Here is a 9,911-nt window from a genome sequence, read left to right as displayed (position 1 = left end):
TAGAGGTTTTTTTTGTGCCCTGTTTTTAATTACAAATATACATTTCTCCCCAAGTTTTTTTCTTGAGCCCTTATTGTTAATTTTTGTAGTTAATTTAGTGTAAAAATTAAAATTATGAAACAGCATAAGAAAGCAGCTGTGATAGGAATTATAATAGCGATAGCATATTTTATTTTTAATATGTATAATGCTATTGAAATTAGTAAGAACTTTAGTTTTTTGGAATCCTTATTTTCAGAATTAATAATCGGGATTATAGTTCAAATTATATTGATAGCTCCGGCTGTTGTTTTATTATTGACTAAAGAGTTTGGAAAGAAATACTCTTTCTTACCGTGGTTATATCCTATTAGTATTGCTATAGGCTTAATAAATATTATTTTATCAAAAGATCCTTTAGCTGGAGGCATACCAATGGTAATTGTTATATTCCCATTCTGCATTATACTAACAATAGTATTTTCATTCTTAAAAAAGAAGCCACTTTAAAAATAGGGTTATCTACTTTTTTATAGTCTAATTTAAGGGAGTGTAACTTGATATATATATTAAAAAAAAATAATTAAAAAAGCCTTAGTTTTATTTATAAAACTAAGGCTTTCACTTAATGGTCTATCTATTTTAAAATAGTTTAAACAGCTACATCATATTCACGTAAAGCATCATTTAATGATGTCTTTTTGTTTGTGCTTTCTTTTCGTTTACCAATAATTAATGCACAAGGTACATTATAATCTCCTGCAGGGAATTTTTTAGTATAACTACCAGGAATAACAACTGAACGTGCAGGAACTACTCCTTTAGTTTCCACAGGAACATCACCAGTTACATCAATTATTTTTGTACTCATAGTAAGAACAACATTAGCTCCTAAAACAGCTTCTTTTTCCACACGTACACCTTCAACAACTATACAACGAGAACCAACAAAAACTCCATCTTCAATAATAACTGGAGCAGCTTGTAAAGGTTCTAAAACACCACCGATACCAACACCACCACTTAGGTGAACATTTTTACCTATTTGTGCACAACTTCCAACAGTAGCCCATGTATCTACCATAGTCCCTTCATCAACATAAGCACCAATATTTACGTAACTAGGCATTAAAATAGTACCAGCAGATAAATATGATCCTTGTCTTGCAGATGCACCAGGAACTACACGTACCCCTTTTGCTTCATAATCAGTCTTTAAAGGCATTTTGTCGTGGTATTCAAATATACCAGCTTCTAATGTTTCCATTTTTTGGATAGGGAAATAAAGTACTACCCCCTTTTTTACCCATTCGTTAACTTGCCATCCATCAGCAGTTGGTTCTGCAACACGTAGCTTACCAGAATCTAATAAGTCAATTACTTTTCTAATAGCATCTTGAGTAGCAGTTTCTTTTAAAAGTTCACGGTTATCCCATGCTTTTTCTATAATTTGTTGTAATTCTTGCATTGAGTAAAATTTTTGACAAAGATACATTATTTAGTGATCTAGGTCGAACACTAAATAAAGTTTTAAAGCAAAAAAAGCGTCTAACAATAGACGCTTTATGATTTTATACTGGAGGTTTTTCTTAGTTTTTTTCGAATTTAGCCACTCCTACATCAGTAATAAGGAAATAGATGCCACTAGGTAAGTCAGAAACATCTAAAGTTCCTTCTGCTTTCACTGTTTTTACAGTAGCACCACTTAAATCGGCAACACTGTATGTTTCTGTTTGGATATTTGAATCAATAGTGATCATATCACTAGCTGGATTTGGACCAAATGAACCATTAATGTTTCCAGAAAACTCAGAAGTACTTAAGGTAGAATTTGTAATAGTGATAGGTATAGTAACAGAATCTGGGAAAGCATTAGTCGAATTGTCAGTAACCCCTATCATTCTAGTACTCATCGTAGCTATTAAAATATAAGATTGTCCGTCTGGAAGCATGTCCGATGGTAACAGTTCACCGTTAATAGCAAGGTCGCCACTACCTGTTCCACTACCAGTAGCTCCATTTGCAGTATGAATAAATACACCAACTTGTTCATTTGTTGGAGTAATTCTAATTCTAAAAGCAGCATTAAATGGACCTATCTCTCTACCTGAATCTATAACATAATCAACAGAAAGTCCAGTAATGCTAGTTCCAGCTTCAAATGTAGCATTATCAGCAGGCCTACTTACCCAAGTGGTACTCTCTTGAGCAACTAAAGCGTTGAAACTAATAAGGCATGTAATTATTAAAAATTTCTTAAGTAATTTTTTCATCATTTTGTTTTTTTATATGATTGACTCTAAATTTACTAATAAATAAGTTTAAGTATAAATTTATTATCGATATGTTGTGTGTATTTGTTAATTTGTTGCACTTATTTTTAATATCATATCTATTTTAAGAACTGTAAGTGTTTTCTATTTAAATTTTAGTTAAAAAAATGTAGTAGCTATTTTATAAGTCTTTTATGAATTTTTGGGAGGTAACTTTTGTGCAAGTTAGCTTGTAATAGTTTGTGAGTTTAACTATTAATTATTGATCAGATTAAGTTATTTTTGTTTCATAAAGTACTAGAAAAATGAAACAAAGTATAACAATCATAGGAGCAGGAGTAAGTGGGCTTGTTGCTGCAATTCAATTGGAATTATTAGGATATGAACCTACAATTTTTGAAGCTAATGAAAAGGTAGGAGGAAGAGTTCGAAGCGATGTACAAGATGGTTATATTTTAGATCATGGATTTCAAGTACTATTAAGTGCTTACCCACAGGCTCAAAAATATTTAGATTTTAATGCTCTAGATTTAGATGCATTTGAATCGGGAGCTTATATTTTTAAAGGAGGAAAACAATTTTGTATCGGTGATCCTATAAAAGATACCTCCTTATTATTCTCTACTATTTTTTCAAAAATTGGAGTGTTATCCGATAAGTTAAAAATTTTTAAGCTTACGCGAAAACTTAAAAATAAAACCATTGAGCAAATTTTTGAAGGTGAGGAATCGCGAACTATTGACTATTTAAAAGCTTTTGAATTTTCGGAACAATTTATTGTAGAGTTTTTCAAGCCATTTTTCGGGGGCATTTTTTTAGAAAGTGAATTGAATACCTCGTCAAGAATGTTTGAATTTATTTTTAAAATGTTTAGTGAAGGAAAAGCAGTTATTCCTAGGAAAGGAATGCAAGAAATTCCCAATCAGCTTACATCAAAATTGAAGGCTACAAAAATTAATTTTTCTACTAAAGTAGAAAAGGTAGTGGGTGACATTATATATTTTTCAAATGGAGACACAGAAACCTCTAATTTTATAATTGTAGCAACTGAAGCCTCAAAAATAATTCCGCAATTAGCGGGGACAAAAGCAGGGTGGAAAGGGACTCAAACTTTATATTTTGAAGTAGATCAAATTGACTTTAACAGGTATATGATAGGTTTGATAACTTCTGAAGAGAATCGATTAATTAATTCTGTTTGTTATCCTAAAAGTATTTTATCCAATGCAAAGCATAAATTATTGTCTGTTTCAATAATAAAGCAACACCAATTAACCCATCAAGATTTAATTGCTAAGGTAACGGAAGAATTAAAATTAATTTTTGATATCACACCGATACGTTTTTTGAAAGTATATGATATTCCCTATGCCTTACCAGAATTAAGTACTGCAAAAATGACAGTACATCCATCCGAAACACAATTAACAGAACATATTTTTTTAGCAGGGGATACGTTACTTAATGGATCACTAAATGCGGCGATGCATTCAGGTGAATTAGTAGCAAAAGCAATTCATGAAAAAATAACGGGTACTATGGTGTCTTAATGAGATTTAAATAAAAATAACCAAAAGATGTACGTAATAACGTTATTACTACCTCAATTTAGGAAATTTACCTGGGTTACTTTCGTGCATAATGGCATGAGCCTTTTCAAAAATATCATCAATAGATGGTTTACTAAAATAATCACCATCGGTTCCAAAGGCCGGCCTGTGTGGTTGAGCACTTAGTGTTTGCGGGGCACTATCTAAATATTTGAAAATATTTTGTACATCAAGCACCTGTTGTAGCATATATCCTGTAGCTCCACCTGGCATATCTTCATCTATAATTAAAATTCGATTGGTTTTGGAAACACTTTTTGCTATAGCGTGATCTAAGTCAAAAGGTAATAAGGATTGTACGTCAATAATTTCGGCATTAATGCCTACAATTAATAGTTCCTTAGCAGCACTTTGTACTAATCGTAATGTTGACCCGTAAGATACTAGCGTTATATCCTTTCCTTCCTTAATTACTTCAGCATAACCTATAGGAGTTCTAAATTCACCTAGATTACTAGGTAATTTTTCTTTTAAACGATATCCATTAAGGCATTCCACCACAATAGCAGGTTCATCACTAGCAAGTAGCGTATTGTAAAAACCTGCGGCTTTAGTCATATTACGTGGAACAAGGATATGTACACCTCGTAATAAATGTATAATTCCACCCATAGGTGACCCAGAGTGCCATATACCTTCTAATCGGTGGCCTCGCGTACGAATAATTAATGGGGCTTTTTGTTTATTAAAGGTACGATAACGCAAACAAGCTAAATCATCACTTAAGGTTTGTAAACAATATAATATATAGTCTAAATATTGTATTTCTGCAATAGGTCGAAGTCCACGGTGTGCCATACCGATTCCTTGACCTATAATTGAGGGTTCTCTAATACCTGTATCGGCTACTCGTATTTCGCCGTATTTTTCTTGTAGCCCTTCTAGGCCTTGGTTTACATCGCCAATATAGCCAACGTCTTCTCCAAAAATCAGAGTTTCAGGAATAGTTTCAAAAATTTTATCAAAATTATCTCTTAATACAATTCTTCCATCCACCATAGGAGCGTCATTTTCATAGGTAGGAAGTACTTCATCAATATAAGTTACCCGATGCTCATTTTCATTATATAAATGAGCACTAAATTTAGGACGTATGGTTTCCTGATAGTTATTAAGCCAATTAATCATAGCTGTTTTTTCAGGAAAATTTTCGTGAGAGATGTAACGTAAAATTTTTCGTCCTGTTTCTAAAATATCTTTGCGTAAGGGTTCATTTTTAGTTTCAAGCTCTTCAACAATAGTTTTTATAAATACACTTTGGGTACTCTTTTGTATGATAGGTTTATAATATTCCAGCGCATCCAATTGTTCATTAATAACCACTGAAATAAATTTTTTCCAAGTCGCATTTTTAATTGTTCTTACTTCGGTTTTAATTTCTTTTTCTATTACTTTCAGCTCATCGTGAGTAGCAATATTACTATCAATAATAAATTGGCGAAATTTTTTGTTACAGTCAAAATCACGTTCCCAAAGGAGGCGCTCTTCATTTTTATAACGCTCATGTGAACCAGACGAAGAATGTCCTTGAGGTTGAGTTAGTTCGGTAACATGTATTAATACAGGTGTATGCTCATTTCGAGCAATACGATTTGCTTTTTCGTAAGTTTCAATTAAGGCTAAATAATCCCAACCTTTTACTTTTAAAATTTCAAAACCTTCAGCCTTTTCTGTACGCTGAAACCCTTCTAATACTTCCGAAATACTTTCCTTGGTGGTATGATGCTTGTTGTGTACAGAAATTCCATAATCGTCATCCCAAACACTAATGACCATAGGAACTTGTAATACTCCGGCTGCGTTTATAGATTCAAAAAAAAGTCCTTCGCTAGTACTGGCATTTCCTATAGTACCCCAGGCAACCTCATTTCCATTATTTGAAAAGTTAGTATGCTTTTTTAAGGCAGGATTATTTTTATATACTTTTGATGCTTGCGCCAAGCCTACTAATCGGGGTATTTGACCAGCAGTAGGGGAAATGTCTGAAGCAGAGTTAATCTGTTCAGTTAAATTTTTCCAACTACCATCATCATTTAAGCTATGGGTAGCAAAATGCCCTCCCATTTGTCTTCCGGCAGAAAAGGGTTCTTCATTAATATCAGTGTAGGCGTAAAGTCCAGAGAAAAATTCTGATATTTGATAACAATCAACAGCAAACATAAAAGTTTGATCTCTGTAATAACCAGATCTAAAATCACCTTTTTCAAAAACACGAGCCCAAGCCAATTGCGCTAATTCTTTACCATCGCCAAATATTCCAAATTTAGCTTTACCAGTAAGGACTTCCCTACGACCTGTTAAACTACATTCCCTACTCATAAAAGCAATTCGATAGTCAGATAATACTTGCTCTTTAAATTCAGTAAACGATAACGACAGTGTAGTTGAAGATTTTGCGTGCATATAGTGGTATAAGATGGACTTAACAAAAGTAAGGATAAATAAGGTTTTTTACAACGTTACTTTTAGCTCATATTTAGTACCATTCACGGGTAAATAATCCGATAAGAGTTTGAACACTTAGTGAAACTTTAAAACGGATACGTTTTTGATAATTAGAAAGACTAGGTTCAAAGCCTAAAGAGGATTGTAAAGGGAAAAATAACTCGAGATAATTTGTCAAAAGATTAAGTTTAATCCCAGAATCATATACAAATTCAGGTGCTATTCCTTTGTTTTTTACAAAGCCAGCATCTGCATAAGCTTGTACCCAATTCCATATACTACTTTCTAGGGTAGAGGTAGCTAACCATTGATTAGCAAAAGCAGGATTAAGTTGTGATTTAAAATTACCTTCGGCAGATATAAATTGTTGACTTACTAAGCCAGTACTTTCAGCTCTTCCTAAATAGTTATAATCAAATAAATAATCAGTAGGTCTATCTAATGCGAAACTAAAAAAGTCACCATCAGCTTGTGATTTATTAGATATAAAAGTACCTGCAAAAAGTCTAAAGTTAACACGTTGATTGTTTAAAAATAGCTTGTTATATCCAAAAACAGCGGATACTTTATTGAAGTTTTTAGCTTGTTGAAAATCCACTATAATACCTAATGAATGTGTTAAATTAGGGTCAGAATAACGATAACGAGCATTATAAATATCATAATTAGGAGTTTCTAATGGGATATTTGGATCTTTTTCCCTTTTAATTGAAACTAACCTATTACTAATGGTTTGTTTTATGTTTTTTCGTAAATCTTTTGGACGATAACTAACACTAATCGAGGGTGTAAATGATCTAAAAAGCCTATCAGGAGCATAACTAAATGTGGATCCGCTTATTCCAAAGTTGAGTAAATACCATCCATATTTTTTAATTTGGTGTGTGTAATTTATTCCAAAAGAACCTAATATTTTATTTGACTCCGTTCCATATGATGGCGTGAAACTATAATTGAAATTTCTTCGGATTAGTGATTTATTAAAAAAGCTTCCTCCTAGTAAAAAACCATCATACACATTAAAATCCCAGACCGGTAATAAAAAAGTTTGATGATATTTAGGGTCTTCAATATCCTGAAAAAGTCTGAATTGTAATTTTTTATTGAGTATACCAGATGTCTTCCAATAGTTATTTCTTCTGTTTACTTCGGGTAAGTCCTCATCATAATCAATAATGAATTTATTGGCACATTTTTTTTCAAAACCAACAGATATAGTGTCTTTAAAACTAGGGATCCATTTTTCTTCAATTACTGATTTCTTTTTTAGCCCAGAAACTTTTACTGGAACAGATCTGCCGTCATTTTTTAAATGTACATATATGCTATCTTTTTTACGAGAAACTCCTTTTATTTTTATATCTAATTTAGTGTCCGAATTCACAAAATCATCTGTAAACCAACTGATATCTTTTTCGGTACTATTTTTTAGAGCTTCTTTAAAATCATTTCCTGTAGTGGCTTTTAATTTTTGATTTGTCATAAAGCTACGGATAGTTAGCTTTATGGATCCATTTAAGTTTTTATCCAAGTAATTTAAGCCCATACCTGCTTTGTAAGGGTTAGAAATATTATAATTAAATTTTAGTAACGAATCTTTAGGTATAGTAAGTGGCTGTTCTAAAAAACGAGCTCCCATATTTTTTGCACCTAAATAATATTGATCATTAAAAGATAATTTTGAGGCATGAAACCATTTAACACCTATAAATTTACTCAAGCGTCCAATTAATTTGCTATCGGGATAAAAGGTATTCACATAGTTGATCATTGCATATACTTGTATGGCATCTGTAAACCATTGATCATTACGTAAATCTGTTTGAATGCTTTGTTTATTGAATTCTTTAGCCATTTCTTTCAATAAGATTATTTCATATTGAAAAGAAGCTTCAAAAGGCCTTAGCTTATCGGGTAATTGATTAAGACCATAGACGGGTTGTTTTTTGTAGTTGGTGTATGAAAGTAACAATTTTTTTTGCGGAAGTTCTCCAAAGTAACTTTCTACATAATCGTACACTTTTTTAATTGATTTTTCTTGAGCTTCTTTTGATAAACCATCTTTAGGGATATCGGTGGTGATGATTTTGTTTTTATATGTTAGTTGCTCAAAACGTTCTTTTTTTGATAAGTATAATTTTATTGCATCAATATCATTGCCTTTAAAAATGATAAAGTCCTTATTTTTCTCATTTGTTTTATTAAGGTTTGTTTCAATATGAAAATCAGTATCACTTTTAAATTTAAGCGTATAATTACTTAAGCTTGAAGTAAAATCATTTAAATTTTTATGGCTAAAAAACTTCCATCCATTATTATATAGGGCGGGAGCTAAGTGCCAATACCTAAGTTGATAGCTATTTTTTCCATAACCGTATTTGGTAAAACGATCATCGGGTATTTTTACTTGGAATTGAAATTCAAGCTTTATTTTTTTCCCAGGGAGTAACTTGTGTTCTAAATTTACCTTAATTACATCGGGGTGATCTTTTGGCCGTATCCACTTATTACTTTTTCCTGTTCCCAATCGAAAATTAATAATATCAGTGTAACCTCTTTCTTTTTTACTGGAAAAATGAAAGGCTCGACGAAAATCTTCATTAAAACGAACCACTAATGGCGTTTCTTTACTAGAAAAGGCATTGGCCCAATCCATTAAATAAATTTCATTTAGGGTGTCATTTGAAGTGTTATGGTATACAAGTTCTTGAACAACAACAATAGTTTTTAATTTATCAAAAAGTACTGCATTTATATATGATTCATTTTGTCCGCTAGAGATAAGCGAAACAAAAAGAGAGAATAATAAAAGCAATTTTTTTAACAAAGTACGGTAACTAGAAATTAGGTTTTAAGTTGTTTTTGTCGTAAAATTTATCTAAAATTTCAATAACTTGATTAGGAGTGTCCACCAAATGAACTAAATCTAAATCTTTTGGACTTATGTTGCCAAAGCTTTCCAAAAGCGTATTTTTGATCCATTCAAAAAGTCCTCCCCAAAATTCAGTACCTACTAAAATTACAGGGAAATTATCCACTTTATTGGTTTGAATGAGTGTAATAGCTTCAAAAAGTTCATCGAGTGTACCAAACCCACCTGGCATAACCACAAAGCCTTGCGAATATTTTACAAACATTACTTTTCGTACAAAAAAATAGTCAAAGTTTAAGTTTTTGTCACGATCTATGTATGGATTATCAAATTGTTCAAAGGGTAAATCAATATTTAATCCTACAGACGTTCCTCCAGCTTCAAAGGCTCCTTTGTTAGCAGCTTCCATAATACCAGGTCCGCCTCCAGTGATAACTCCATAACCATGTTTTACAATTTCGGCAGCAACATCGGTGGCTAATTGATAAAAGGGGTGATCTTGTTTTGTGCGTGCGGATCCATAAATAGAGACACAGGGCCCGATTTCACTCATTTTTTCGAATCCATTCACAAATTCCCCCATGATTTTAAAAATAGCCCATGAATCATTTGTTTTTATCTCGTTCCAGCGTTTGTAGTGTTGTTCGTTTCTCAATTTAAATTGTTTAAGTTTTTGCTAATTTTAATGACTTTATTGGAATGACTTATGTTACACTATAGTTCAATTATAAT

The 9,911-nt window shown here is 32.1% G+C and carries 7 protein-coding genes; 2 read left to right on the top strand and 5 right to left on the bottom strand.

What is annotated here, in order from left to right:
* Nucleotides 1-114: 114 nt before the first annotated feature.
* Complete coding sequence (locus KQA_RS0213250) at nucleotides 115-489, top strand: hypothetical protein (RefSeq protein WP_010181887.1); 375 nt, start codon at nucleotides 115-117, stop codon at nucleotides 487-489.
* Between the two features lie 142 nt (nucleotides 490-631).
* On the opposite strand, the gene KQA_RS0213245 is transcribed toward KQA_RS0213250, so the two are convergent.
* Nucleotides 632-1,447, bottom strand: coding sequence for a 2,3,4,5-tetrahydropyridine-2,6-dicarboxylate N-succinyltransferase (locus KQA_RS0213245; protein ID WP_010181886.1), 816 nt, complete (start codon nucleotides 1,445-1,447; stop codon nucleotides 632-634).
* A gap of 121 nt (nucleotides 1,448-1,568) precedes the next feature.
* Nucleotides 1,569-2,252 carry a T9SS type A sorting domain-containing protein gene (locus KQA_RS0213240; RefSeq protein WP_010181885.1) on the bottom strand — a complete coding sequence of 228 codons (684 nt, stop codon included), beginning with the start codon at nucleotides 2,250-2,252 and terminating at the stop codon, nucleotides 1,569-1,571.
* A 305-nt stretch (nucleotides 2,253-2,557) separates the two neighbouring features.
* On the opposite strand from KQA_RS0213240, the gene KQA_RS0213235 reads away from it, so the two are divergent.
* A complete protein-coding gene (locus KQA_RS0213235; RefSeq protein WP_010181884.1) occupies nucleotides 2,558-3,802 on the top strand; it encodes a protoporphyrinogen/coproporphyrinogen oxidase in 1,245 nt (414 codons plus the stop codon).
* Between the two features lie 48 nt (nucleotides 3,803-3,850).
* Here KQA_RS0213235 and KQA_RS0213230 read toward each other — a convergent pair whose 3' ends face one another.
* The 3 genes from KQA_RS0213230 to KQA_RS0213220 form a co-directional block, all read right to left on the bottom strand.
* Nucleotides 3,851-6,265 (bottom strand): alpha-ketoacid dehydrogenase subunit alpha/beta, encoded by a 2,415-nt coding sequence (locus KQA_RS0213230; protein WP_010181882.1) that lies wholly within the window; start codon nucleotides 6,263-6,265, stop codon nucleotides 3,851-3,853.
* Nucleotides 6,266-6,338: 73 nt separating this feature from the next.
* On the bottom strand, nucleotides 6,339-9,122 hold the full coding sequence (locus KQA_RS0213225) for a gluzincin family metallopeptidase (protein ID WP_157366702.1): 2,784 nt from the start codon (nucleotides 9,120-9,122) through the stop codon (nucleotides 6,339-6,341).
* 22 nt (nucleotides 9,123-9,144) lie between these two features.
* Nucleotides 9,145-9,834 (bottom strand): LOG family protein, encoded by a 690-nt coding sequence (locus KQA_RS0213220; RefSeq protein WP_010181880.1) that lies wholly within the window; start codon nucleotides 9,832-9,834, stop codon nucleotides 9,145-9,147.
* Nucleotides 9,835-9,911 lie beyond the last annotated feature (77 nt).

Source organism: Aquimarina agarilytica ZC1 (genome assembly GCF_000255455.1).
Taxonomy (GTDB): Bacteria; Bacteroidota; Bacteroidia; order Flavobacteriales; family Flavobacteriaceae; genus Aquimarina; species Aquimarina agarilytica.
This window is presented reverse-complemented; position numbering and strand designations above follow the sequence as displayed.